A 24,464-nucleotide genomic window follows, 5' to 3' on the forward strand; every position below is an offset into this window, starting at 1 on the left:
GAGAACAACAATGGGAATTAAGACATATAACCCATATACACCTTCCAGAAGAAATATGACTGGCCTTGATTTCTCAGAGATCACAAAGACAACTCCAGAGAAGTCACTCGTTGTTTCAACAAGCAAGACAGCCGGTCGTAACAATCAGGGTAAGATAACAGTAAGACATCACGGTGGTGGTGCTAAGAGAAAGTATAGAATAATAGATTTCAAGAGAAATGACAAAGATGGTATTCCAGCAACAGTAGCTGCAATCGAGTATGATCCAAACAGATCAGCAAATATTGCACTTCTGTTCTATGCAGATGGAGAGAAGAGATACATCCTTGCTCCTTTCAAGCTTGCAGTTGGCGATGTGCTGATGAATGGCGCAGAGGCAGAGATCAAGGTTGGTAACTGTCTTCCACTTCAGAATATTCCAGTTGGTACTCAGGTACACAACATCGAGCTTTATCCAGGTAAGGGCGGACAGTTAGTTCGTTCAGCAGGAAACGCTGCACAGCTCATGGCTAAGGAAGGAAAGTATGCAACACTTAGACTTCCATCAGGCGAGATGAGAATGGTTCCGATTATCTGTAGAGCAACAGTTGGACAGGTAGGAAACATCGAGCATGGCCTTGTTAACATTGGTAAAGCCGGTCGTAAGCGTCATATGGGCGTTAGACCAACAGTTCGTGGTTCTGTCATGAACCCTAATGACCATCCACATGGTGGTGGAGAAGGTAGAGCACCTATCGGTCGTCCAGGTCCTTCTACTCCATGGGGCAAGCCAGCAATGGGTCTCAAGACAAGAAAGAAGAACAAGCAGTCTAATAAGTTGATCGTAAGACGTAGAGACGGTAAGAATGTTAAATAGTTAAGGAGGAAGAAATATGGCTCGTTCATTAAAAAAAGGACCATTCGCAGATGCACATCTGCTTAAGAAGGTAGATGCTTTAAACGCTGCTAATAAGACAGAAGTTATAAAGACCTGGTCAAGACGTTCAACAATCTTCCCATCATTCGTTGGCCACACATTTGCCGTTCATGATGGAAGAAAGCACGTACCAGTATATGTAACAGAAGATATGGTAGGACATAAGCTCGGTGAGTTCGTAGTTACCAGAACATACAGAGGTCATGGTAAGGACGAAAAGAAGGGTAGAAGATAATATTAGGAATATTTGAAAGGAGGACTTTTCAAAATGGCTAAAGGACATAGATCCCATGACAAGAGACTCAGAAATGAGAACAAAGATACAAGACCATCAGCTAAGGTTTCATACGCAAGAGTATCAGTAACCAAGGCATGTTTTGTGCTTGACGCTATCAGAGGTAAGGATGTTCAGACAGCACTTGCTATCGTAGAATACAACCCAAGATATGGCTCAAGCGTTATAGAGAAGCTTTTGAAGTCTGCTATTGCTAACGCTGAGAACAACAATGGCATGAAGAAGGAGGACCTTTACGTAGCAGAGTGTTACGCTAACAAGGGACCTACAATGAAGAGAGTTCATCCAAGAGCACAGGGTAGAGCATATAGAATCGAGAAGAGAACAAGCCACATCACAATCGTGCTTGACGAGAAATAGGAGGTAAAATATGGGACAGAAAGTTAATCCTCATGGTTTAAGAGTCGGCATTATCAAAGATTGGGATTCAAACTGGTATGCTGACAAGAGAAATGACGAGTTTGCTAAGAACTTAGCAGAAGATCAGATCCTTAGAAAATACTTAAAGACAACTCTTTACAAGTCAAACATCTCAAAGATCGAGATCGAGAGATCAGCAAAGAATGTAAAGATCGTATTATACACAGCTAAGCCTGGAGTAGTAATCGGAAAGGGTGGAGCCGGAATCGAGAAGATCAAGGCTGACGCTCAGAAGTTAACAGATAAGAAGCTCTTTATCGACGTTAAGGAGATCAAGAAGCCGGATGCTGACGCTCAGCTCGTTGCAGAGAACATCGCAGCACAGCTTGAGAATCGTATCGCATTCAGAAAGGCTATGAAGTCTTGCATGGGTAGAACAATGAAGTCAGGCGCACAGGGTATCAAGTGTGCATGTTCAGGTCGTCTTGGCGGTGCTGATATGGCTAGAACAGAGTTCTACAGCGAGGGAACAATTCCTCTTCAGACACTCCGTGCTGATATCGATTACGGATTTGCTGAAGCAGATACAACATATGGTAAGGTTGGCGTAAAGACATGGATCTACCATGGTGAAGTACTTCCAACAAAGACAGTAAAGGAAGGGGGAAATAAATAATGTTAATGCCAAAGAGAGTAAAGCGTCGTAAGCAGTTCAGAGGAACAATGGCTGGTAAGGCACTTAGAGGCAATAAGATTACAAACGGTGAGTATGGTCTCGTAGCATTAGAGCCAGCTTGGATCAAGTCAAACCAGATCGAGGCAGCCAGAATTGCAATGACAAGATATATGAAGCGTAGTGGTAAGGTATTTATCAAGATTTTCCCTGACAAGCCAGTTACAGCAAAGCCAGCTGAGACTCGAATGGGTTCTGGAAAGGGAGCACTTGAGTATTGGGTAGCAGTAGTTAAGCCAGGCAGAGTTATGTTTGAGGTTCAGGGCGTACCTGAGGAGGTAGCTAAAGAGGCTCTCAGACTCGCTATGCACAAGCTTCCACTTAAGTGTAAGATCGCATCAAAGGAAGAGTTAGAGGAGGTAGCAGGCAGTGAAAACTAAGGATTTTATGAACGAATTAAATAGCAAGTCCGTTGACGATCTCCAGAAAGATTTAGTAGCTGCAAAGAAGGAATTATTCAACCTGAGATTCCAGAATGCTACAAATCAGCTTGACAACACAAGCAGAATCAAGGACGTTAGAAAGAATATAGCAAGAATACAGACAGTTATAGCCCAGAAGGCTAATGCTTAATTATCTTGGAAGGAGGAATTATTGTGGAAAGAAATCTGAGAAAAACACGTGTTGGTATAGTTACAAGTGACAAGATGGATAAGACAATCGTTGTTTCTATCGTAGATAATGTTAAGCATCCTCTTTATGGTAAGATTGTAAAGAGAACAGTAAAGCTGAAGGCTCATGACGAGAATAACGAGTGCAAGATTGGCGATAGAGTAAAGGTTATGGAGACAAGACCATTATCAAAGGATAAGAGATGGAGACTTGTTGAGATCATCGAGAAGGCAAAGTAAGGAGGCAAATTAAATGGTTCAGCAGGAAACAAGACTTAAAGTTGCTGATAACACAGGTGCAAAAGAGTTACTTTGTATCAGAGTGTTAGGCGGATCAGTTAGAAGATATGCGAATATCGGCGATATCATCGTTGCCTCTGTTAAGGATGCAACACCAGGCGGAGTTGTAAAGAAGGGCGATGTAGTTAAGGCCGTTGTAGTTAGAACAAAGCATGGCGCTCGTCGTAAGGATGGTTCATACATCAAGTTTGACGAGAACGCTGCTGTAATTATAAAAGACGATATGAATCCAAGAGGTACACGTATCTTTGGACCAGTTGCAAGAGAGCTCCGTGATAAGAAATTCATGAAGATCGTATCACTTGCACCTGAAGTATTATAAGGAGGTGTGACTATGGCAACAATGAAGATTAAGAAAGATGATATGGTACAGGTTATCGCTGGTAAGGACAAGGGCAAGAGCGGAAAGGTCGTTTCAGTAGATAAGAAGAATGGTACCGTAGTAGTTGAAGGAATCAACAAAGTATTTAAGCATAGCAAGCCAAGCATGGCTAACCAGCAGGGCGGAATCATCGAGATGGAAGCCCCACTTGACATCTCTAATGTAATGTATCTTTACAAGGGCAAGCCAGTTAGAGTTGGTTTTGAAGGAACTGGTAAGGATAAGGTTCGTGTAGCCAAAGTTGATGGCAAGACAGAGAAGATAGATTAATTGGAAGGAGGTCGTCTTAGGTGAGTAGACTTAAAGAAAAGTATGACGCTGAAATTAAGAGCGCCATGGTTGAGAAATTTGGATATAAGAATGTAATGCAGATACCAAAGCTCGATAAGATCGTTATCAATATGGGCGTTGGTGAAGCTAGAGAGAACGCTAAGGTTCTCGACGCTGCTATCAAGGATCTTGAGACAATCACAGGTCAGAAGGCAGTTGTAACAAGAGCAAAGAAGTCAGTAGCTAACTTCAAGCTGAGAGAGGGAATGCCTATCGGATGTAAGGTAACTCTTCGTGGCGAGAAGATGTATGAGTTCCTTGATCGTCTTGTAAATCTTGCACTCCCACGTGTACGTGACTTCAGAGGTATCAATCCAAACGGATTTGATGGAAGAGGTAACTACGCATTCGGTATTAAGGAGCAGCTTATCTTCCCTGAGATCGAGTACGATAAGGTAGATAAGGTTAGAGGTATGGATATAATTTGCGTAACAACAGCACAGACTGACGAGGAAGCTCGTGAGTTACTTACACTGTTCGGCATGCCTTATAGCAAATAATAAAGGAGGAGATTCGAGAAATGGCTAAGACATCAATGAAAGTTAAGCAGCAGCGCAAGCAGAAGTTCTCAACAAGAGAGTACACACGTTGCAGCATTTGTGGACGTCCACACTCAGTTTTAAAGAAGTACGGAATTTGTAGAATCTGCTTCCGTGAGTTAGCATATAAGGGACAGATTCCTGGCGTTAAGAAATCAAGCTGGTAAGAGTAAGAAGGAGGAAATTTATTATGTCAATGAGCGATCCAATTGCAGATATGCTTACAAGAATTCGTAATGCTAATACAGCAAAGCATGATACAGTAGAAATCCCTGCTTCAAAGATGAAGAAAGCTATTGCCGACATACTTTTATCAGAAGGATATGTTAAGGCTGTAGATATCGTTGAGGACGGTAAGTTCGAGACAATCAAGATCACATTGAAGTATGGTGCAGATAAGAACGAGAAGATCATCACAGGTCTTAAGAGAATTTCAAAGCCTGGTCTTCGAGTATACGCAAGCAAGGATGAGCTTCCAAGAGTACTTGGTGGACTTGGAACTGCTATTATCTCCACAAACAAGGGTGTATTAACAGATAAGGAAGCTAGAAAACAGAACGTAGGTGGAGAAGTACTTGCGTTTATTTGGTAAAAGGAGGACGGCAAAATGTCACGTATCGGAAGAATGCCTATCGCTGTACCTGCAGGCGTAACTGTAGATATAGCAGAAAATAATAAAGTGACTGTTAAAGGACCAAAGGGAACTCTTGAGAGAGTTCTCCCTGCGGAAATGGATATAAAGTTAGACGGCGATACAATCACAGTATCAAGACCTAACGACTTAAAGAAGATGAAATCACTTCACGGACTCACAAGAACACTTATCCACAACATGGTAGTAGGTGTTACAGAGGGTTACAAGAAGGAGCTTGAGGTTAACGGTGTAGGTTACAGAGCTCAGAAGCAGGGTAATAAGCTTGTTCTTGCTCTTGGTTATTCACACCCAGTTGAGATGGTTGATCCAGATGGTATCGAAACATCAGTTGATGGAAACAAGATCATAGTAAGCGGAATCAGCAAGGAAAAGGTTGGTCAGTACGCTGCTGAGATCAGAGAGAAGAGAGCACCAGAGCCATACAAGGGCAAGGGTATCAAGTATGTGGATGAGACTATCAGACGTAAAGTTGGTAAGACTGGTAAGAAATAATAAAGGAGTGAGATAAGATGATTAATAAAGAATCAAGAAGCGCAATTCGTGTAAAGAAGCATATGCGTGTTCGTAATCGTTTAGCTGGAACAACAGAGAGACCACGTTTAGCTGTATTCAGAAGTAATAATCATATGTACGCTCAGATTATTGATGATTCAGTTGGTAAGACATTAGTAGCAGCATCTACAACAGAGAAGGCTATTAAGGATGAGCTTGAGAAGACAAATGATGTTGATGCAGCAGCTTACGTTGGTAAGGTTATTGCTGAGAGAGCACTTGAGAAGGGTATCAAGACTGTTATCTATGATAGAGGCGGTTTCGTATACCACGGTAAGGTTCAGGCATTAGCAGATGCAGCGAGAGAAGCTGGTCTGGAATTCTAGTAAGGAGGAAGAACAACGTATGAAGCGTGAAATAATTGATGCAAGTAAGTTAGAGTTAGAAGATAAAGTTGTTGCCATCAAGCGTGTAACAAAGGTTGTTAAGGGTGGACGTAATTCTAGAGTTGCAGCTCTCGTAGTTGTTGGTGATAGAAATGGCCACGTTGGCGTTGGTGTTGGCAAGGCAGTTGAGACTCCAGAAGCTATCCGTAAGGGTAAGGAGGATGCTGCAAAGCATTTAGTTACAGTTCCTGTAAATGAAGTTGGTAGTATCCCTTACGACTGGAATGGACAGTTCGGCAGTGCTTCAGTTCTTCTGAAGACAGCTCCAGAAGGTACTGGTATCATCGCTGGTGGTCCTGCTCGTAGCGTACTTGAGCTTGCAGGATATAAGAACATCCGTACAAAGTCCTTAGGATCAAACAACAAGCAGAACGTAGTTCTTGCAACAATCAAGGGCCTTACAGAGATCAAGAACCCAGAGGATATCGCAAGACTTCGTGGAAAATCTGTTGATGAGATACTTAACTAAGGAGGTATTAGAAGATGGCAGATAAGTTAAAGGTAACTTTGGTAAAGTCCCCTATCGGTGCTGTACCAAAGCATAGAAAGACAGTAGAGGCTCTTGGACTTAAGAAGGTTAATAAGTCAGTAGAGCTCCCAAATAACGCTGCAACACTTGGAATGGTTAAGCAGGTAAGTTATATGGTAAAGGTTGAGGAAGTATAAGAGAAGGAGGATACGCAGATCATGGATTTATCTACATTAAAGCCGGCTGAAGGCTCAAAGCACAGTGCTAATTTCCGTGTAGGCCGTGGACATGGTTCAGGAAATGGCAAGACTGCAGGTAAGGGACATAAGGGTCAGAAGGCACGTTCTGGATCACCTAGACCAGGTTTCGAAGGTGGACAGATGCCATTATATAGACGTCTTCCTAAGAGAGGCTTTAATTGCATCAATCACAAAGAGATCGTTGCAATCAATGTATCAGCTCTTGAGAGATTCGAGGATGGCTCAGACGTAACTGTTGAGACATTAGTAGAGGCAGGTATCATTAAGAATCCTCGTGATGGAGTTAAGATTCTTGGAAATGGAGAGTTAACTAAAAAGCTCAATGTTAAGGCTAATGCTTTTTCAAAGTCAGCAGCTGAGAAAATTGAAGCTCTTGGCGGAAAAGCAGAGGTGATGTAATATGTTCAAAACCTTAATCAATGCATTTAAGGTACAGGATATACGAAGAAGACTTTTATATACGTTCTTCATTCTCGTGGTAGTCAGACTTGGTAGTCTGATTACCGTTCCGGGAATAAGTGCGGATGCAATAAGAGAGTACATGCAGAATGCACTCGGTGATTCACTGAACATCTTCAGTTCATTCACCGGAGGATCGTTCGAGCAGATGTCGATCTTTGCATTGTCGGTAACACCTTACATTACAGCTTCCATCATCATACAGCTTCTCACCATTGCTATACCGGCTTTGGAAGAACTGCAGAAAGACGGAGAAGATGGTAGAAAGAAGATCACCGCTATCACAAGATATATGACAGTAGGTCTTGCTATTCTTGAGAGTGCTGGTCTTGTAGTAGGATTTGGAAACAAGGGAGTCATTGAGAATTATAACTTCTGGACAGTTCTTTGCATCGTAGTCATTCTTACGGCAGGAAGTGCTATAGTAATGTGGCTTGGCGAGAGAGCAACAGAGAAGGGTGTTGGCAATGGTATATCAGTAATCCTTCTGATAAACATCGTTTCAACAATGCCAAATGACTTCAAGAATTTATACACACAGTTCATGAAGGGCAGAGACTTTGTAAGATTTACACTTGTAGGGCTCATTATCCTTGCAGTTGTAGTTATTACAGTAGTATTTGTATGTGCACTTCAGGGCGCAGAGAGAAGAATTCCTGTACAGTATGCCAAGACAGTAAGAGGAAGAAAGACGATGGGAGGACAGTCCTCTCATATTCCACTTAAGGTCAATACTGCAGGTGTTATTCCGGTCATCTTTGCATCATCCATACTGTCTGTTCCACAGATCGTAGTGAATCTGTTCAACATCAAGACATCTGGTGTAGGAGCAAAGATAATCCAGGGTATGAGTCAGGGCTACTGGTTTAACAGATCTTATCCTTGGGCATCGATCGGTTTGATCGTATATATTTTACTTGTGTTCTTCTTCGCATATTTCTACACAGCGATCACATTCAATCCAATGGAGATTGCCAACAATATGAAGAAGAGTGGCGGTTTTGTCCCTGGTATAAGACCTGGACAGTCAACACAGGATTACCTTAATAAGATTTTAAACTACATCATATTTATAGGTGCTGTAGGACTTATCATAGTAGCATGTATACCAATGTTCTTCAGTGGTTTCTTTGGAGCAAATGTTTCATTTGGAGGAACATCACTTATCATCGTTGTAGGTGTTGTTATAGAGACAATTAAGAATATTGAGTCACGTATGCTGGTAAGGAACTATCAGGGATTCCTTTTAGACTAAAATATGACGTGGCAATAAACACGAATGGGAGTGTGCCGTATAGTACACTTCCTATTCGTGTATTATAGAGAGAATAGTATTTGATAAGAATGGGAAACGTTCAAAAAAATGGAGGTTGAATATATGAAGATAATCATGTTAGGCGCACCGGGCGCAGGCAAGGGAACACAGGCAAAGATGATCGCTGCAAAGTACGGCGTACCACATATCTCAACAGGAGATATATTCAGAGCGAACATAAAGAACGGCACAGAGCTTGGTGCAAAGGCAAAGGAGTACATGGATAAGGGACTTCTTGTACCAGATGAGCTCGTTGTCGACTTGGTAATAGATAGATTCAAGGCTGATGACTGTGCAAAGGGATATATCCTTGACGGATTCCCAAGAACTATCCCACAGGCAGAGGCACTTGACAAGGCACTCTCAGCAATCGGCGATTCAGTTGATTACGCTATCAATGTTGAGGTACCTGATGAGAATATCATCGAGAGAATGTCAGGCAGACGTGCATGTGTAGGTTGTGGAGCAACATACCATATCGTATACAACCCAACAAAAGTTGAGGGCAAGTGTGATGCATGTGGAGCTGATCTCATCCTTAGAGACGATGATAAGCCAGAGACAGTAGAGAAGAGACTTAATGTATATCATGAGCAGACACAGCCTCTCATCGATTACTACAAGGCAAAGGGCATCCTGAAAGAGGTTGACGGAACCGTAGATATGAAGGATGTATTCGCTGCTATCACTGATATATTAGGTGAGTAAATATGAAGGGTATTTCCATAAAATCCCAGGAAGAGATTGAGCTTATGAGAGAGGCTGGAAGAATTCTGGCGATAACTCATGAGGAGATGAGAAAAGCATTGAAGCCGGGAATGACCACATATGATATAGATAAGCTCGGTGAAGAGGTTATCAGAAGTTATCACTGTGAACCATCATTTCTGAACTATCAGGGATATCCGGCGTCGGTGTGTGTATCTGTAAATGATGAGGTGGTACACGGAATTCCATCAAAGAACAGAGTGCTTCAGGATGGAGATATAGTAAGTCTTGATGCCGGTGTTATCTATAAGGGTTACCATTCAGACTCAGCCAGAACATATGGAGTTGGCGAGATATCTGATATGGCAAAGTATCTCATAGAGGCAACGAAGCAAAGCTTCTTTGAAGGACTGTCAGCGGCCCGTGCGGGAAATCATGTGCGGGATATAGGAATAGCGGTCGAGTCCTATGCCGATGAGTGTGGACTTGGAGTTGTTGTCGATCTGGTGGGACATGGAGTTGGAAAAAATCTTCATGAAGAGCCGGAGGTCCCAAACTTCGCAACAAGAAGAAGAGGACCGAAGCTGAAAGCAGGAATGACGATAGCGATAGAACCGATGATCACACTTGGCGATTATGAAGTGAAGTGGATGCCGGATGGATGGACGGTCGTCACCGCAGACAAATCACTGGCGGCACATTATGAGAATACAATACTTATAACAGATGGAGAGCCTGAGATACTTTCAAGGGCCGATGGAATTGAGCTGTAGATGTGATATCATATGTCGTCGTTCGTAAGCACGATGACATATTCATTATATCATGGAGAACTCATAAGTTGATTTATATATATAGGAGGATTTTTGAAAATGTCAAAAGCAGATGTAATTGAAGTAGAAGGAACAGTAGTTGAGAAACTTCCAAATGCCATGTTTCAGGTAGAACTTGAGAATGGACACAAGGTTCTTGCTCATATAAGTGGAAAGCTGAGAATGAATTATATAAAGATTCTTCCTGGCGACAAAGTTACAATAGAGTTATCACCATACGATCTTACCAAGGGAAGAATCGTTTGGAGAGATAAATAATAAAAAAATGAATTTCCCTATTGCATTTTATCAATGAAAATGATAGAATGCTAATTCGTAGCGGACTTTTTTTGAAAGGAGAGTTTCTAATGAAGGTTAGAGCATCAGTAAAACCTATCTGCGATAAGTGCAAAGTTATCAAGAGAAAGGGAATCGTTAGAGTTATCTGCGAGAATCCAAAGCACAAGCAGCGTCAGGGTTAATCAAAAAAGGAAAAGAAGTATATGGATGATAGCCCATCCGGAAGTATACTTATTTTCGTGCGTCAGTACATATATCTAATGTACTGTATTATTTAAAAGCGGCTGTGGCATACGTAGATATGCCAATACAATTATAGAAATATACAACTTAGTTGAAGTTTGCGGTGTATGCATTTCACCCCATAGCGTGTGCTATGGGATACATTTGTGGATTCAGCTTAAAAGAAGATTTTACGGAGGTTATTATAATGGCTCGTATTTCAGGTGTTGATTTACCAAGAGAGAAACGTGTTGAAATTGGTCTTACTTATATCTATGGTATCGGACTTCCTTCATCACAGCGTATTCTTAAGGAAGCAAACGTTAATCCTGATACACGTTGCGCAGATCTGACTGACGATGAGGTTAGAAGACTCAGCGAGGTTATCAAGGCAACTCAGGTAGTAGAGGGAGATTTACGTAGAGAGATAGGCTTCAATATTAAGCGTTTACAGGAGATTGCTTGCTATCGTGGTAAGCGTCATAGACAGGGACTTCCTGTTCGTGGACAGAAGACTAAGACTAACGCTAGAACTCGTAAGGGTCCTAAGAAGACTGTTGCTAATAAGAAGAAGTAATATTTATAGAATATATTTGTAAAAAACCATAGGAGGTTTAGGCTAATGGCTAAGCAGGCAACTAAAAAAGTGGCTAAGAAGCGTGTCAGAAAGAGCGTACAGCACGGACAGGCTCATATTCAGTCATCTTTCAATAATACAATTGTTACATTAACAGACGCTGAAGGCAATGCGCTTTCATGGGCAAGCGCTGGTGGATTAGGATTTAAGGGTTCTAAGAAGTCAACTCCATATGCTGCTCAGATGGCTGCAGAGACAGCCGCAAAGGCTGCTGCACCTTACGGACTCAAGACAATCGACGTATTTGTCAAGGGACCAGGTTCAGGAAGAGAGGCTGCAATTCGTGCACTCTCAGCATGTGGTATAGATGTAGTTAGTATCAAGGATGTTACTCCGGTTCCACATAACGGATGTCGTCCACCAAAGAGAAGAAGAGTTTAATTAGAGGAGGTACAAACAAGATGGCAGTAGATAGAACCCCAGTTCTTAAGAGATGCAGATCTTTAGGCATGGAGCCAATGTATCTCGGAATAGACAAGAAGTCAAACAGAAGACCAAACAGATCAAATAGAAAGCAGAGCGAGTATGGACTTCAGCTCCGCGAGAAGCAGAAGGCTAAGTTCATTTATGGTGTACTTGAGAAGCCTTTCCGTAACCTTTATGCAAAGGCTGAGCAGCAGAAGGGATTAACAGGTCCTAACCTCATGACATTACTTGAGCTTAGACTTGACAACATCATCTTCAGATTAGGCTTTGCAAGAACAAGAAGAGAGGCTAGACAGATCGTAGATCACAAGCACGTACTTGTAAATGGCAAGTGTGTAAACATCCCTTCATACTCAGTTAAGCCAGGCGATAAGATCGAGATCAGAGAGAAGAGCAAGTCTCTTCAGAGATACAAGGATATCATGGCTGCAACAGAGGGTGTTCTCGTACCAGGTTGGTTAACAGCAGACAGAGATAACCTCGCAGGTGAAGTTGTAGAGAAGCCAAGCAGAGAGCAGATCGATGTTCCTGTAAATGAGACTCTCATCGTCGAGTTATATTCTAAGTAAGATTTGTTCTTTATTTATACATTTTGTAACTTGGAGTGTAGCATTTTAAAACCCGTAAAGGAGGGGCTTAGATGTTTGAGTTTGAAAAACCAAAAATCGAGATCGTTGAGACTTCAGATGACAACAAATATGGCAAGTTTGTAATCGAGCCTTTAGAGAGAGGTTACGGTATAACACTTGGTAACTCACTTAGAAGAATAATGCTTTCTTCATTACCAGGTACCGCTGTAAGCCACGTTAAGATAAAGGGCGTTTTACACGAGTTCAGCTCAATACCAGGTGTAAAAGAGGATGTTACTGAGATAATAATGAACATCAAGAATGTCGTTATCAAGAATAACTCAGATACATTTGAGCCAAAGCAGGCATACATCGATGTTGTTGGTGAGCGCGTTGTTAAGGCAGGAGATATCAAGGTTGACGGAGATATAGAGATCGTAAATCCTGATCTTGTAATCGCAAACCTTAGTGGTCCGGACGCAAAGCTTGAGATGGAGCTTACAATTGTCAACGGACGTGGATATGTAAGCCTTGACAAGAACAAGGAAGCAGATGCACCAATTGATGTCATCGCTATTGACTCAATCTTCACCCCTGTTGAAAGAGTAAACCTTACAGTTCAGAATACACGTGTTGGTCAGGTTACTGACTATGATAAGTTAACTCTTGATGTATATACAAACGGAGCTCTTGCTCCAGATGAGGCAGTAAGTCTTGCTGCAAATCTTCTGGTAGAGCACTTGAAGCTGTTCGTAGATTTATCAGAGAACGCACGTCTTGTAGATGTTATGGTTGAGAGCACAACAGACGAGAAGGAAAAGGTTCTTGAGATGAATATCGATGAGCTCGAGTTATCAGTTCGTTCATACAACTGTTTGAAGAGAGCTGGCATCAACACAGTTCAGGAACTTATAAACAAGACACCAGAGGATATGATGAAGGTTCGTAACCTTGGTCGTAAGTCACTGGATGAAGTATTAGCTAAGCTTAAGGAGTTAGGCTTATCACTTAATCAGAACGAGGACTAATAGCAGTTCCCGTATACCACTCAAGCTGAATAATAGTAAGCACAGTGAAGACCCGCAAAGGGTATAGGAGGATAATTAAAATGGCAAAGTATAGAAAGCTTGGAAAAGCAAGCGCACAGAGAAACGCATTACTTCGTAACCAGGTAACTCAGTTACTGTATCATGGAAAGATCAAGACAACAGAGGCAAGAGCTAAGGAAGTTGTTAAGATCGCAGAGAAGCTCATCACTTTAGCAGTTGCTGAGAAGGACAACTACGATGAGGTTACAGTTCAGGCTAAGGTTGCTAAGAAGGATAAAGATGGCAAGAGAATCAAGGAAGTTGTAGACGGTAAGAAGGTTACAGTATACGACACAGTTGAGAAGACAGTTAAGAAGGATCAGCCTTCAAGACTTCATGCCAGAAGAGAGATGCTCAAGGTTTTATATCCAGTTGTTGAAGTTCCTACAGATGCTGCTGGTAAGAAGGCCGGTACTAAGAAGATCGACTTAACACAGAAGTTATTCGATGAGTATGGTACAAAGTACGCAGGACGTAAGGGTGGTTACACAAGAATCATCAAGATCGGTCAGCGTAAGGGTGATCAGGCTCTTGAGGTTATTCTCGAGTTAGTATAATCGATTGATAGATTGATATTATACAGATAAATAAACAGGGCTGCAGTACATAGACGTATTAGTTTACGTTCGTGTACGGCGGCCCTGTTTTTTAATAAAATTTAGTGAAATATAGAAAGATTTCATTGATATAGATTGGAAAGATTATGAGCTTCATAAATGTAAAAGGACTATCTCATAAATTTAATATAAAGGACAAAGACGGCAATAAGATAGGGGAGAACTGGGCAATAAAGGATGTAGATTTTCTTGCCGACAAGGGGGAGATAATCGCGATCCTTGGCAGAAACGGTTCAGGGAAGTCTACGTTTGCAAGACATTTGAATGGACTGCTTGCACCGCATGAGGGGTCGATAGTCATAGGTGGAAAAGATATGGCGGAGATGGGAGAGCTTACATCCGTCAGACGACAGGTAGGAATGGTGTTTCAAAATCCCGATAACCAGATAGTCGGCAACACCCTCGCTGAGGATATAGGATTTGGGCTGGAGAATCTTGGCGTCTCCAGCGAAGATATATGGAAGAAGATAGATGAGATGCTGGAGCTCACAGGGCTCACAGCCTATAAGTATGCCAATACGTCAAGAATAAGCGGTGGACAGAAACAGCGGCTTGCAATCGCATCGTCCATGGCGATGACTCCGGATTGTATAGTGCTAGACGAGGCGACATCCATGCTTGACCCGCAGGGAGCAAAGGATATGCTGGAGCTTGTGCAGAGATTGAACAAAGAAAAGAAAATAACCGTAATAATGGTGACTCACAGGATAGCTGAGGCACTTATGGCGGATAAAGTATACATATTGGATAATAGCAGGATCGTGGCAGAGGGTACACCTGGAGATGTATTCACAGATGTTGACCGGCTTAAGAGCTATGGACTGGAGATACCGGTTGATATGAAGCGTAGGGCCGGAATACCGATCGATATCTGCTATAAATATAAGAACAGGCATATGGATATAAGCAGCGATATGAACAATGCGCAGAGTAATCATGCTGAGGATGAGAAGACTGCAGATAATTCAGAAAAATGTATAGTTGAGCTTCAGAATGTATCATATTCGTATGTGAATGGAAATGAGTCATTTCAGGCGCTTTCTGATATAAACATCAAGATATATGAAGGACAGGTTGTCGCTGTAATAGGGCAGACCGGCTCGGGAAAGAGTACACTGCTTCAAATGATAAATAAGCTGATAGTTCCACAGAGTGGCAAGGTATATCTGTATGATACGGATGTGCAGAGTGTAAGGAATATCAAGGATATCCGCAGGAGGATAGGGTATGTATTTCAGTTCCCTGAGTCCCAGTTGTTTGAGAATACGGTGCTCAAGGATGTAATGTATGGCCCGATAAACTTTGGAATGTCAAAGAGAGAGGCTGAGGATGCTGCCAGAAAGGCGCTTGAGTTGGTGGGAGTACCGGAGAAATATGCGGAGTATTCTCCATTCGAATTGTCCGGTGGTTTGAAAAAGAGGGTGGCAATAGCGGGAATACTGGCATATGAGCCAGACGTATTGATCCTTGATGAGCCTGCATGTGGGCTTGACGGAGAGAGCCGGGAGCAGTTATGGAATCTCGTCAGAAAGCTCAACAGAGAGAAAAATGTGACGATCATACTGGTATCCCACGACATGGAGGATGTGTATGAGATGTCAGAGAGGATTCTTCTTATGGAGCATGGAAGGATAGTGTATGATGGAGGGACAGGTGAGTTTTTTGAGGACAGGAGCTTACTTGAGCGGTACGGTATAGATGTTTCCGGGTGCCCGGAATAGGAGATTTACTATGATACGAGATATTACAATAGGACAATATTACAGTGGCAATTCTGTGATACATAGAATGGATCCGAGAACAAAGCTTGCAATAACATTTCTATATGCCATATCGCTGTTTCTTTGCAAGGACTGGATCATGATACTTGCCGCAACGGCATTCCTCTGTATATATGTGGCGGTGAGCAGGGTGCCGATAACATACATTTGCAGGGGACTGAAGGTCATATGGATGTTTATTCTGTTTACAGCAATATTCAGCGTGTTCAACGGGGACGGACGGGTACTTTGGAGCTGGCACAGACTTCGCATAACAGATAACAGTGTGATGACTACGGTGCTTGTGGTTATACGCCTTGTATACCTCATAATAGGCTCATCTGTCATGACGTACACTACAAGACCGATGAATCTGGCAAATGGACTGGAGAGCAGTCTGGGATTCTTGAAGAAAATAAAGGTTCCGGTGTCTGATATGGCCATGATGCTTATGATCGCATTGCGATTTATCCCGATATTTATGGAGGAGCTGGATAAGATCATGAAGGCACAGCTTTCCAGAGGTGCGGACTTCGAGAGTGGCAATATATTCAAGAGGATAAAGAGTTATGTACCTGTATTTGTACCATTATTTGTATCGGCGATAAGGAGGGCCACAGATCTTGCCCAGGCCATGGATGCCAGATGTTTTGACGGCAGCGAAGGCAGGAGCCGCATGAATCCGTTAAAATACAGTGGAACAGACTATGTAAGTTATGCTATAGTGTTGGTGTATCTGGGATGCATGATAGTATACAGATGTGTGATGTAGGAAATCCTGCAATCTTATTTCGGGATACATGCGCACTTCGGGATCAAAAGTCGTTTGTATATAGATTTGTTTTAAATATTACAGAGTCAATGACGATCGGGCTTGATTAAGAATTGGAGCGTAATTCAGATACATCGATAATATAGAAAAGGATACGGATGTGTCAGATACATCCCTAGTATGAATATGAAGAGAGTAAAATTGATCGTAGCCTACGATGGAACAAATTATTGCGGATGGCAGGTCCAGATAAATGGAATAACTGTGGAGGAGGTCCTGAATAAGACTCTCAGCGAACTCTGCCACGAGAATATAAAGGTGATAGGAGCTAGTAGGACGGATTCCGGTGTACATGCACTGGGAAATGTGGCGGTGTTCGATACTGAATCAGGGATACCAGGAGAAAAGTTTTCATTTGCGCTTAATCAGCGGCTTCCGGAAGACATAAGGATACAAGAGTCCTGCCAGGTGGCGGACGATTTTCATCCGAGATACTGTGATACGATCAAGACATATGAATACAAGATATTAAACAGAAGATTTGATATGCCGACGGAGCGTCTTTACTCGACATTCGTCTATTATCCGCTTGATATAGATAAGATGAAACGAGCTGCGGCTGTTCTGGTAGGAGAGCACGATTTCAAGAGCTTCTGTTCAACAAGATCACAGGTAGAGAATACAGTCCGTACAATAACAGATATAACCATAGATAAAGTTGGTGATATGATACATATAAGGATAAGCGGAAATGGTTTCCTGTACAATATGGTCCGTATCATAGTGGGAACTTTGATGAAGATAGGCCTTGGAATCTGGCCAGAGGACTGTATGGAGTCAATACTTGCGGCGAAGGATAGGACGAAAGCAGGACCGAAAGCCGAAGCAAAGGGGCTTACTCTTGTGGAGATAAAATATCTGTAAACGTAAACGGCTGTAGACGTATAATATTTGCCGGGATAAGATAAAATTGCTAATAATATATTGGCAGTTCATAAAACAGCGTGGTTATATTTTGTATATAATAATTTGGAAAAGTGGACTTGAAATAATCTAGAAATAAGAATGAAAAGTGGAAAACATCTAGCAAAACAGTGGAAAATAGATGAAAAACATTGTGTGAAATGCACAAAAAATAATGAAAACAAGAGCCAATCATGTTATAATTACATTGAAATGCTGATACATGACGGATATGTCAGGAATTGTTTCGAAGTGTTCGGAATATTTCAAGGTGTTTCAGTGAAGATAACATGATTGGCTTTTTTTATTTTGATTTTAGGAGGGCAAACGATGGCAAGATTTACATTACCAAGAGATTTATATCACGGAAAAGGTGCTTTGGAGGCACTCAAAACATTCAAGGGTAAGAGAGCTATGGTCTGTGTTGGAGGCGGATCCATGAAGAGATTTGGATTCCTTGACAGGGCAGTTCAGTACCTTGAGGAAGCTGGAATGGAAGTTAAGTTATTTGAGGGAATTGAGCCAGATCCTTCAGTAGAGACGGTTATGAAGGGTGCAGCAGCCATGCTTGAATTTGAGCCAGACTGGATAGTGGCCATCGGCGGTGGTTCACCTATAGATGCAGCAAAGGCTATGTGGATAAAGTATGAGTATCCTGATGCGACATTTGAGGATATGTGTAAGGTATTTGGAATACCTGAACTTAGAAAGAAAGCTCATTTCTGCGCTATTTCTTCAACATCAGGAACTGCAACAGAGGTTACCGCGTTCTCGATCATCACAGATTATGAGAAGGGAATCAAGTATCCGATAGCTGATTTTGAGATTACACCTGATGTTGCGATCGTAGATCCTGAGCTGGCAGAGACCATGCCTCAGAAGCTGGTTGCTCACACAGGTATGGATGCCATGACACATGCAATCGAGGCTTATGTATCGACAGCAAACTGCGATTTCACAGATCCACTGGCACTTCATGCCATCAAGATGATCCAGAATGATCTGGTTGGATCATATAACGGAGACATGGAGAAGCGAGACGCAATGCACAATGCACAGTGTCTTGCAGGTATGGCATTCTCCAATGCGCTTCTCGGAATAGTTCATTCGATGGCTCACAAGACCGGAGCAGCATTTGCTGACTATGGCGCACATATCATCCACGGAGCAGCAAATGCAATGTATCTGCCAAAGGTTATAGCTTTCAATGCAAAGGATGAGACCGCAAAGGTTCGTTACGGAGAGATAGCGGACTTCATGGGACTTGGCGGTGAGACACTCGACGAGAAGGTAGACCTTCTTATTGCGTATCTGCGCAAGATGAATGACGAGCTGAACATTCCTCATTGTATCAAGAATTACGGATCTGACAGCTATCCATGTGAGCAGGGCTTTGTTCCGGAGGACGTATTCCTTGAGAGACTTCCTGAGATCGCTGCAAATGCGATACTTGATGCATGTACAGGCTCCAACCCAAGACAGCCAAGCCAGGAGGAGATGGAGAAGCTGCTGAAGTGCTGCTACTATGACACAGAGGTGGATTTCTAAATAAAAGATAGTATTTACAGACAGAAGAATGAATGATAATATGGTATCCGGCGGTGCACATGTATCGCCGGATATTTTTGTTGAAAAAATAGTTGACAACAAAATGTAATTATAATATACTTGCAAAGTATGCGAAGTTTATAAGTGTGTTTCGAACCAATGCCCCGGTAAGGAATGTGCTGAATATACATTAGTAAAGAAGATTATAAAAGAATAATTTAGGAGGTACCACGATGAAGAGCTTTATGGCAAGCCCATCAACAATAGAGAGAAAGTGGTATGTAGTTGACGCTACAGGACATACTTTAGGTCGTCTTGCATCAGAGATCGCAAGCATTTTAAGAGGAAAGAACAAGCCAACATATACACCACACATTGATACAGGTGATTATGTAATAGTAGTAAACGCTGACAAGATCCAGGTAACTGGTAAGAAGTTAGATCAGAAGGTATACTACAACCACTCAGATTATGTAGGTGGTATGAAAGAGACAACTCTTCGTGAGAAGATGGCTAAGAAGCCAGAGGATGTTATCTACCTTGCAGTTAAGGGAATGCTTCCAAAGGGACCACTTGGCAGAGAGATGATCACAAAGCTTCACGTATACGCTGGTGCAGATCACAAGCATCAGGCACAGAAGCCAGAAGTATTAGAGATTAAGTACTAAGAAGGAGGAGATTAACAGATGGCTAAGACAACAAAGTTCTATGGAACAGGAAGAAGAAAAAGCAGTATCGCCAGAGTTTACATCACTCCAGGTACTGGTAAGATCGTTATAAACAAGAAGGATATGGATGAGTACTTTGGCCTTGATACACTCAAGGTTATCGTAAAGCAGCCACTCGTTGCTACAGGCACAGAGGGCAAGTACGATGTACTCGTTAACGTATGTGGTGGTGGTTTCACAGGTCAGGCTGGAGCTATCAGACATGGTATTTCAAGAGCACTCCTTGAGGTTGATGCTGAGTACAGACCAATCCTTAAGAAGGCTGGATACCTTACAAGAGATCCAAGAATGAAGGAGAGAAAGAAGTACGGTCTCAAGGCCGCTCGTCGTGCTCCACAGTTCTCAAAGAGATAATTATATATCATTTCAGATATATCAAGAACCCGCAGAAGTCCAACGCTTTTGTGGGTTCTTTTTTTCAGAACTTTTGAGATTCAGATTAGGAGGAACAAAAGATATGGTGACATTATTGTCGAAGCTGTGGATCAAATCAGATAATTATAAGGATAGCAAGGTGAGGGAGAAATATGGTGTTCTTTGCGGAGCTGTTGGTATATTTTTGAATGTATTATTGTTTCTGGGAAAATTCTTCGCTGGATTACTTTCGGGTGCCATCTCGATTACGGCGGATGCGTTCAACAATTTATCAGATGCAGGAAGCTCGTTTATATCTATGATAGGCTTTAAGTTATCTGGCAGAAAACCGGACCCGGATCATCCGTTTGGACATGGAAGAATAGAGTATATATCAGGCTTATTTGTAGCAGTCATGATCATATTGATGGCCTACGAGCTTATTAAAGATTCAATCGGAAAGATCCTACATCCGGAACTTCCAAAATTCAGCAGTCTAGTTGCCGTTATACTCGTTGTTTCAATTGGAGTAAAGATATATATGTATTTCTACAACAGGAGTATAGGCAGAAAGATAGAGAGTGCGACCATGATAGCGACGGCGAAAGACAGTTTATCTGATACATTTTCCACAATGGTTGTTCTTGCATCTGCACTTGCTGCTCATTTCTGGAAAATACCTATAGATGGATATTGCGGGTTATTGGTGGGCGTAATGATACTCATAGCTGGCATCACTGCAATGAAGGATACGGTCAGCCCCTTGCTTGGTCAGGCACCGGAACCAGAGCTTGTGGACGAGATCGAGAAGATCGTGAGGTGTGATAAAAGGATCCTTGGTATTCATGATCTTGTGGTCCATGATTATGGACCTGGCAGACTTATGGTCAGCTTGCACGCAGAAGTTCCTTATAAGGAAGATATTCTTGAACTGCATGATCTGATCGATCAGATAGAATTCTCTCTCAGAAAAGAACTAAATTGTGAGCCTGTCATTCACATGGACCCGATAGTAGATGACGATGAGGAGACAAATGCTGCGAAAGCGCGGATCACTGAAATTATAGAATCACTTAATAAGGATAGCAGAAAAAATGAAAATGTTCAGTTTCACGACTTTAGAATGGTAAAGGGTTCAACACATTCCAATCTGATTTTTGATGTGGTTTTGCCACATGGATATCAAATGTCAGAAGAACAGATAATATCCTATATCAAGGAAAAAGTTAGTGAGTACAATAAAAATTACTATTGTGTGATACATATTGATAGAGCATATGTAAAATAATTCCAGATGGTGAGCATCCTGACCACAGAATAGTAAGACCTTCTGTGGTTATTATTATTACATAATACATAATACATTTACAGGCATTTCCTCAATCTTAGGTTTGACTTTACCATGATAAACTGTTACTATGTTACCGTGTTATGCCCTAATAGGGCTTATATATCATGCAGATGCCCGGTGTAGTGTGTTTCATGCATCTGCCAAGTATATTTAAGGATATTTCAGGAGGAAAGAAGTATGAAAAAGTTATTATCACTGCTCTTAGTGGCAGCAATGGGACTTTCACTGGTTGGATGTGGCGGATCTGATAACGGATCTAAGAGTGAGTCAAAGAGTGATCTGGAGTATGTAAAGGATAAGGGAACTCTCGTTGTCGGCGTTACAGACTTCGCACCGATGGATTACAAGGATGAGTCAGGCAACTGGATCGGATTTGACGCAGATATGGCATCAGCATTTGCAGAGAGCCTTGGCGTAAAGGCAGAGTTCGTAGAGATAGACTGGGATAACAAGATCATGGAGCTTGACGGCAAGACCATCGACTGTGTATGGAATGGTATGACACTTACAGATGAGGTTACAAGCTCAATGGCATGTTCAGATGCATACTGCAACAATGCTCAGGTAGTTATCGTGCCAAATGATAAGGCAGACAAGTATCAGACAGTAGACAGCATCAAGGAGCTTACATTTGCTGTAGAGGCAGGAAGCGCAGGCGAGGATCAGGCCAAGGCGCTTGGTCTCAACTATACAGCGGTAAAGGCACAGGCAGATGCACTCATGGAAGTTGCAGCTGGAACATCAGATGCAGCAATCATTGATTCGCTTATGGCAGCAGCTATGGTTGGTGAGGGAACAGGTTATGACAAGCTCACATATACCGTAGGTCTCAACAGCGAGGAGTATGGCGTTGGCTTCAGAAAGGACTCAGATCTTGTAGCTGAGCTCAACAAGTTCTTTGCAGACAGTAAGGCTGACGGTTCAATGGAGAAGTGTGCTGAGACATATAAGGTACAGGCTGCACTTGCAAAGTAATAGATAAGATATAATTAGTATTTTTACCATCACTTAGAGAGAAAAATTATTATGGATTTGTTTTTTGAACAGCTCCCGGTCGTACTTGGAGCTCTTAATACAGGATTTATACAGACATTAAAATTGTTCTTCGTGACATTGCTCGGTGCATTTCCACTTGGACTTCTCATAGCACTCGGTTCCATGTCAAAGTTTAAACCGCTCAGCTATCTTATGAAGTTCATTGTATGGATAGTGAGAGGTACACCACTTATGATACAGCTGCTCATCATATATTATTTCCCGGGACTTGTATTCCACAACCCGGTATGGGGCGGCGGCGAAGGCGGAAGATTTGTAGCGGCATCGGTGTCATTCATAGTGAACTATGCCTGCTATTTCTCAGAGATTTACCGTGGAGGTATTCAGGGTATTCCTGTAGGACAGGAGGAGGCCGGACTTGTGCTTGGCATGACTCCAAAGCAGATATTCTTCAAGGTCAAGCTTTTGCAGATGATAAAGAAGATAGTTCCGGCGATGTCCAACGAGATCATAACTCTGGTCAAGGATACGTCCCTTGCCCGTATCATCGCACTTCAGGAGATAATCTGGGCAGGACAGGCATTCATGAAGGGTTCACAGGGAATCTCTGGTGCGATATGGCCACTCTTCTTCTGCGCATTCTACTATCTGATATGGAATGGCGTACTCACAGTTTTACTTGGCAAATTAGAGAAGAAACTTGATTTCTTTAGATAGGAGGAGCCGCTATGAACGCAGTTCATACTCGGAATCGGCTCCGACGACCTGCCCCACTGCGGAGCAGAGGGGCGATACAGATTAATAGGAGGAGCCGCAATGAACGCAGTTCATACTCGGAATCGGCTCCGACGATCTGCCCCGCTGCGGAGCAGAGGGGCGATACAGATTAATAGGAGGAGCAGCTATGGCTATATTAGAGGTTGAACATATAAAAAAGAAGTTTGGCAAGACAGATGTGCTCAAGGATATAAGCTTTTCTCTGGAGCAGGGCGAGGTCCTTTCTATCATAGGATCATCAGGAAGTGGAAAGACAACACTTCTTCGCTGTCTGAACTTTCTGGAGATGCCGGACAATGGAGTTATCCGTGTAAATGATGAAATCCTGCTTGACACTGACAAGCCGGAGACACTCAAGGAGTCGGAGGTGCGCAAGAAGAGACTGCATTTTGGACTTGTGTTCCAGTCATTTAATCTCTTTCCACAGTACACTGCGCTTCAGAACGTAATGCTTGCAAGAGAGCTTCTTGCAAAGGAGAGACCGGATTTCAAAGTAAATAAGAAGAATATACTCGACGAGATAAGAGTCCAGGCAGAGGAACTTCTACGCCAGATGGGACTTGAGGACAGAATGAACAACTATCCTCACCAGCTTTCCGGAGGACAGTGTCAGCGAGTTGCCATAGCAAGGGCGCTTGCGTTGCAGCCGGACATCCTGTGTTTCGATGAGCCTACATCGGCTCTTGATCCGGAGCTCACAGGAGAGGTACTTAAGGTTCTCAGAAACCTTGCAGACAAAAAGACAACCATGATAATTGTTACCCATGAGATGGCATTTGCAAAGGATGTTGCAAGTCAGGTCATATTCATGGATGATGGATATATACTTGAGCAGGGAAGACCTGACCAGGTATTTGACAATCCGAAGATGGAGAGGACAAAACAATTTCTTTCATCATATTCATAAAAGATGTATAAGATCCCGGTGTATCGAAAAAATGATGCACCGGGATTTTCTGTTTATATAAAAAATAATCACTAAAAATCTGAAAAACCGTCTGAAACTATACTATACAAAATTTACAAAACAATAATAAGAAACAAGGCAGCAATTCTCCCCCATATATAAATGAAATAAGAAACATAGGCATGGCAGATAGGGATGCCATCTACCCCATGCACAAAAAAACAAGAAAATGACATATCGGAGGTCTACCCAGAGGGATAAAAAAATCTACCCAGACGTTGAGTAAAAAAAGGTCAGTGTGTACTATTGGATATACCGTACGGAATACAAAGCATGACATTAAAAATTTGTTTTACAGGAGGAGAAC

The 24,464-nt window shown here is 42.3% G+C and carries 37 protein-coding genes; all 37 read left to right on the forward strand.

Features of this window, described 5'->3' with window-relative positions; translation table 11 throughout:
• Window positions 1-10 precede the first annotated feature (10 nt).
• The 37 genes from rplB to DWW60_RS05705 all read left to right on the forward strand — a co-directional run bounded on the left by rplB (window position 11) and on the right by DWW60_RS05705 (window position 24,097).
• A complete protein-coding gene (gene rplB / locus DWW60_RS05525; protein WP_022216644.1) occupies window positions 11-856 on the forward strand; it encodes a 50S ribosomal protein L2 in 846 nt (281 codons plus the stop codon).
• A 16-nt stretch (window positions 857-872) separates the two neighbouring features.
• Window positions 873-1,151 (forward strand): 30S ribosomal protein S19, encoded by a 279-nt coding sequence (rpsS, locus tag DWW60_RS05530; RefSeq protein WP_022216645.1) that lies wholly within the window; start codon window positions 873-875, stop codon window positions 1,149-1,151.
• A gap of 33 nt (window positions 1,152-1,184) precedes the next feature.
• Window positions 1,185-1,571 carry a 50S ribosomal protein L22 gene (gene rplV / locus DWW60_RS05535; RefSeq protein WP_004850120.1) on the forward strand — a complete coding sequence of 129 codons (387 nt, stop codon included), beginning with the start codon at window positions 1,185-1,187 and terminating at the stop codon, window positions 1,569-1,571.
• Window positions 1,572-1,581: 10 nt separating this feature from the next.
• Complete coding sequence (gene rpsC, locus DWW60_RS05540) at window positions 1,582-2,247, forward strand: 30S ribosomal protein S3 (RefSeq protein WP_022216646.1); 666 nt, start codon at window positions 1,582-1,584, stop codon at window positions 2,245-2,247.
• On the forward strand, window positions 2,247-2,684 hold the full coding sequence (gene rplP, locus DWW60_RS05545) for a 50S ribosomal protein L16 (RefSeq protein ID WP_022216647.1): 438 nt from the start codon (window positions 2,247-2,249) through the stop codon (window positions 2,682-2,684). The genes rpsC and rplP overlap by 1 nt, the downstream gene beginning before the upstream one ends.
• The gene (gene rpmC / locus DWW60_RS05550) at window positions 2,674-2,877 is read left to right on the forward strand and encodes a 50S ribosomal protein L29 (RefSeq protein WP_004850126.1); all 204 of its coding nucleotides are present in this window, start codon (window positions 2,674-2,676) and stop codon (window positions 2,875-2,877) included. Before rplP ends, rpmC begins: the two co-directional genes overlap by 11 nt.
• 23 nt (window positions 2,878-2,900) lie before the next feature.
• On the forward strand, window positions 2,901-3,155 hold the full coding sequence (gene rpsQ / locus DWW60_RS05555) for a 30S ribosomal protein S17 (protein ID WP_022058713.1): 255 nt from the start codon (window positions 2,901-2,903) through the stop codon (window positions 3,153-3,155).
• A gap of 13 nt (window positions 3,156-3,168) precedes the next feature.
• The gene (gene rplN / locus DWW60_RS05560) at window positions 3,169-3,537 is read left to right on the forward strand and encodes a 50S ribosomal protein L14 (RefSeq protein WP_022216648.1); all 369 of its coding nucleotides are present in this window, start codon (window positions 3,169-3,171) and stop codon (window positions 3,535-3,537) included.
• Window positions 3,538-3,549: 12 nt separating this feature from the next.
• Window positions 3,550-3,867, forward strand: coding sequence for a 50S ribosomal protein L24 (gene rplX / locus DWW60_RS05565; protein ID WP_004850132.1), 318 nt, complete (start codon window positions 3,550-3,552; stop codon window positions 3,865-3,867).
• Between the two features lie 20 nt (window positions 3,868-3,887).
• On the forward strand, window positions 3,888-4,427 hold the full coding sequence (gene rplE / locus DWW60_RS05570) for a 50S ribosomal protein L5 (protein WP_004850134.1): 540 nt from the start codon (window positions 3,888-3,890) through the stop codon (window positions 4,425-4,427).
• Between the two features lie 20 nt (window positions 4,428-4,447).
• A complete protein-coding gene (locus DWW60_RS05575) occupies window positions 4,448-4,633 on the forward strand; it encodes a type Z 30S ribosomal protein S14 (protein ID WP_004850137.1) in 186 nt (61 codons plus the stop codon).
• Between the two features lie 23 nt (window positions 4,634-4,656).
• Entirely contained in the window at window positions 4,657-5,058 is a 402-nt protein-coding gene (gene rpsH, locus DWW60_RS05580; RefSeq protein ID WP_022216649.1) for a 30S ribosomal protein S8, read from the forward strand.
• 15 nt (window positions 5,059-5,073) lie between these two features.
• Window positions 5,074-5,613: a 50S ribosomal protein L6 gene (rplF, locus tag DWW60_RS05585; protein WP_022216650.1), complete on the forward strand. Its 540-nt coding sequence runs from the start codon at window positions 5,074-5,076 to the stop codon at window positions 5,611-5,613.
• Between the two features lie 17 nt (window positions 5,614-5,630).
• Window positions 5,631-5,999, forward strand: a complete 369-nt coding sequence (rplR, locus tag DWW60_RS05590; protein ID WP_022216651.1) for a 50S ribosomal protein L18 — start codon at window positions 5,631-5,633, stop codon at window positions 5,997-5,999.
• Between the two features lie 19 nt (window positions 6,000-6,018).
• Window positions 6,019-6,528, forward strand: coding sequence for a 30S ribosomal protein S5 (rpsE, locus tag DWW60_RS05595; RefSeq protein WP_015533792.1), 510 nt, complete (start codon window positions 6,019-6,021; stop codon window positions 6,526-6,528).
• A gap of 14 nt (window positions 6,529-6,542) precedes the next feature.
• Window positions 6,543-6,725 carry a 50S ribosomal protein L30 gene (gene rpmD / locus DWW60_RS05600; protein WP_004850147.1) on the forward strand — a complete coding sequence of 61 codons (183 nt, stop codon included), beginning with the start codon at window positions 6,543-6,545 and terminating at the stop codon, window positions 6,723-6,725.
• 21 nt (window positions 6,726-6,746) lie between these two features.
• A complete protein-coding gene (rplO, locus tag DWW60_RS05605; protein WP_004850150.1) occupies window positions 6,747-7,187 on the forward strand; it encodes a 50S ribosomal protein L15 in 441 nt (146 codons plus the stop codon).
• A gap of 1 nt (window position 7,188) precedes the next feature.
• A complete protein-coding gene (gene secY, locus DWW60_RS05610) occupies window positions 7,189-8,502 on the forward strand; it encodes a preprotein translocase subunit SecY (protein ID WP_022216652.1) in 1,314 nt (437 codons plus the stop codon).
• Window positions 8,503-8,625: 123 nt separating this feature from the next.
• Window positions 8,626-9,270 carry an adenylate kinase gene (locus DWW60_RS05615; RefSeq protein ID WP_022216653.1) on the forward strand — a complete coding sequence of 215 codons (645 nt, stop codon included), beginning with the start codon at window positions 8,626-8,628 and terminating at the stop codon, window positions 9,268-9,270.
• Window positions 9,271-9,272: 2 nt separating this feature from the next.
• On the forward strand, window positions 9,273-10,043 hold the full coding sequence (gene map / locus DWW60_RS05620; RefSeq protein WP_015533796.1) for a type I methionyl aminopeptidase: 771 nt from the start codon (window positions 9,273-9,275) through the stop codon (window positions 10,041-10,043).
• Window positions 10,044-10,142: 99 nt separating this feature from the next.
• Window positions 10,143-10,361: a translation initiation factor IF-1 gene (infA, locus tag DWW60_RS05625; protein ID WP_004850160.1), complete on the forward strand. Its 219-nt coding sequence runs from the start codon at window positions 10,143-10,145 to the stop codon at window positions 10,359-10,361.
• Window positions 10,362-10,450: 89 nt separating this feature from the next.
• Window positions 10,451-10,564 (forward strand): 50S ribosomal protein L36, encoded by a 114-nt coding sequence (gene rpmJ, locus DWW60_RS05630; RefSeq protein ID WP_015533797.1) that lies wholly within the window; start codon window positions 10,451-10,453, stop codon window positions 10,562-10,564.
• Window positions 10,565-10,812: 248 nt separating this feature from the next.
• On the forward strand, window positions 10,813-11,181 hold the full coding sequence (gene rpsM / locus DWW60_RS05635) for a 30S ribosomal protein S13 (RefSeq protein WP_015533798.1): 369 nt from the start codon (window positions 10,813-10,815) through the stop codon (window positions 11,179-11,181).
• A 45-nt stretch (window positions 11,182-11,226) separates the two neighbouring features.
• Entirely contained in the window at window positions 11,227-11,622 is a 396-nt protein-coding gene (gene rpsK, locus DWW60_RS05640; RefSeq protein WP_004850165.1) for a 30S ribosomal protein S11, read from the forward strand.
• A gap of 20 nt (window positions 11,623-11,642) precedes the next feature.
• Window positions 11,643-12,236 carry a 30S ribosomal protein S4 gene (gene rpsD, locus DWW60_RS05645; RefSeq protein ID WP_015533799.1) on the forward strand — a complete coding sequence of 198 codons (594 nt, stop codon included), beginning with the start codon at window positions 11,643-11,645 and terminating at the stop codon, window positions 12,234-12,236.
• 71 nt (window positions 12,237-12,307) lie between these two features.
• The gene (locus DWW60_RS05650; protein ID WP_015533800.1) at window positions 12,308-13,264 is read left to right on the forward strand and encodes a DNA-directed RNA polymerase subunit alpha; all 957 of its coding nucleotides are present in this window, start codon (window positions 12,308-12,310) and stop codon (window positions 13,262-13,264) included.
• An 80-nt stretch (window positions 13,265-13,344) separates the two neighbouring features.
• On the forward strand, window positions 13,345-13,881 hold the full coding sequence (locus DWW60_RS05655; protein ID WP_015533801.1) for a bL17 family ribosomal protein: 537 nt from the start codon (window positions 13,345-13,347) through the stop codon (window positions 13,879-13,881).
• Between the two features lie 146 nt (window positions 13,882-14,027).
• Window positions 14,028-15,662 carry an ABC transporter ATP-binding protein gene (locus DWW60_RS05660; RefSeq protein WP_055273737.1) on the forward strand — a complete coding sequence of 545 codons (1,635 nt, stop codon included), beginning with the start codon at window positions 14,028-14,030 and terminating at the stop codon, window positions 15,660-15,662.
• 10 nt (window positions 15,663-15,672) lie between these two features.
• On the forward strand, window positions 15,673-16,473 hold the full coding sequence (locus tag DWW60_RS05665; protein WP_015533803.1) for an energy-coupling factor transporter transmembrane component T family protein: 801 nt from the start codon (window positions 15,673-15,675) through the stop codon (window positions 16,471-16,473).
• 186 nt (window positions 16,474-16,659) lie between these two features.
• Window positions 16,660-17,397: a tRNA pseudouridine(38-40) synthase TruA gene (truA, locus tag DWW60_RS05670; RefSeq protein WP_117874640.1), complete on the forward strand. Its 738-nt coding sequence runs from the start codon at window positions 16,660-16,662 to the stop codon at window positions 17,395-17,397.
• Between the two features lie 369 nt (window positions 17,398-17,766).
• Window positions 17,767-18,984: an iron-containing alcohol dehydrogenase gene (locus DWW60_RS05675; RefSeq protein ID WP_015533805.1), complete on the forward strand. Its 1,218-nt coding sequence runs from the start codon at window positions 17,767-17,769 to the stop codon at window positions 18,982-18,984.
• Window positions 18,985-19,217: 233 nt separating this feature from the next.
• Window positions 19,218-19,652 carry a 50S ribosomal protein L13 gene (gene rplM, locus DWW60_RS05680; protein ID WP_004850178.1) on the forward strand — a complete coding sequence of 145 codons (435 nt, stop codon included), beginning with the start codon at window positions 19,218-19,220 and terminating at the stop codon, window positions 19,650-19,652.
• Window positions 19,653-19,670: 18 nt separating this feature from the next.
• Window positions 19,671-20,066, forward strand: a complete 396-nt coding sequence (gene rpsI, locus DWW60_RS05685; RefSeq protein WP_004850181.1) for a 30S ribosomal protein S9 — start codon at window positions 19,671-19,673, stop codon at window positions 20,064-20,066.
• 103 nt (window positions 20,067-20,169) lie between these two features.
• Window positions 20,170-21,354 carry a cation diffusion facilitator family transporter gene (locus DWW60_RS05690; protein ID WP_117874574.1) on the forward strand — a complete coding sequence of 395 codons (1,185 nt, stop codon included), beginning with the start codon at window positions 20,170-20,172 and terminating at the stop codon, window positions 21,352-21,354.
• Window positions 21,355-21,594: 240 nt separating this feature from the next.
• The gene (locus tag DWW60_RS05695; RefSeq protein WP_015533807.1) at window positions 21,595-22,392 is read left to right on the forward strand and encodes a transporter substrate-binding domain-containing protein; all 798 of its coding nucleotides are present in this window, start codon (window positions 21,595-21,597) and stop codon (window positions 22,390-22,392) included.
• A gap of 51 nt (window positions 22,393-22,443) precedes the next feature.
• Entirely contained in the window at window positions 22,444-23,130 is a 687-nt protein-coding gene (locus DWW60_RS05700) for an amino acid ABC transporter permease (RefSeq protein ID WP_004850185.1), read from the forward strand.
• 187 nt (window positions 23,131-23,317) lie between these two features.
• On the forward strand, window positions 23,318-24,097 hold the full coding sequence (locus tag DWW60_RS05705) for an amino acid ABC transporter ATP-binding protein (RefSeq protein WP_004850188.1): 780 nt from the start codon (window positions 23,318-23,320) through the stop codon (window positions 24,095-24,097).
• Window positions 24,098-24,464: the final 367 nt, after the last annotated feature.

The organism is Coprococcus sp. AF16-22, assembly GCF_003461545.1.
Taxonomy (GTDB): Bacteria; Bacillota; Clostridia; order Lachnospirales; family Lachnospiraceae; genus Coprococcus; species Coprococcus aceti.